At 54.8% G+C, this 354-nt stretch carries 1 pseudogene; it reads right to left on the bottom strand.

From position 1 onward, the window contains the following. Positions 1-290: pseudogene (locus EIK80_RS25200) on the bottom strand (glucose/galactose MFS transporter); the annotation flags it as partial. Between the last annotated feature and the right edge of the window lie 64 nt (positions 291-354).

The raw sequence follows: 354 nt of genomic DNA, 5'->3' as shown, positions 1-354 counted from the left end.
GGGATCACCATGAACGCGCCCAGAGCGAACAGGAGCAGACCGGAGATGACGCCGCCCTTATAACCGAAACGCTTGGCGATCAAGCCGGCCGGAATGGCCATGACGAAGTATGCGCCGTAATAGGCCACCTGCAGTAATGACGCTTCGGCGCTGCTGAGTTCTATGTAGTTTGCGAACGGCGAGTTCAACGCGTTCACGAGGTTCATGGTCAAACCCCAGATAAAGAACAGTGAGGTCACCAGCACAATGGCGATGGTCGCCTTGGAACCGGTTGTGTTTTTGGATGTCATCATTGACTCCTTAGTGATACGAGTTTCCCCGATATTGCCTAGCGAGAAGTGGACCACCCTGGGC

It is taken from the genome of Caulobacter sp. 602-1, assembly GCF_003931565.1.
In the GTDB taxonomy this organism is placed as follows: Bacteria; Pseudomonadota; Alphaproteobacteria; order Caulobacterales; family Caulobacteraceae; genus Caulobacter.
The sequence above is the reverse complement of the archived record's forward strand: the minus strand, read 5'-3'. Positions and strand labels throughout refer to the sequence as shown.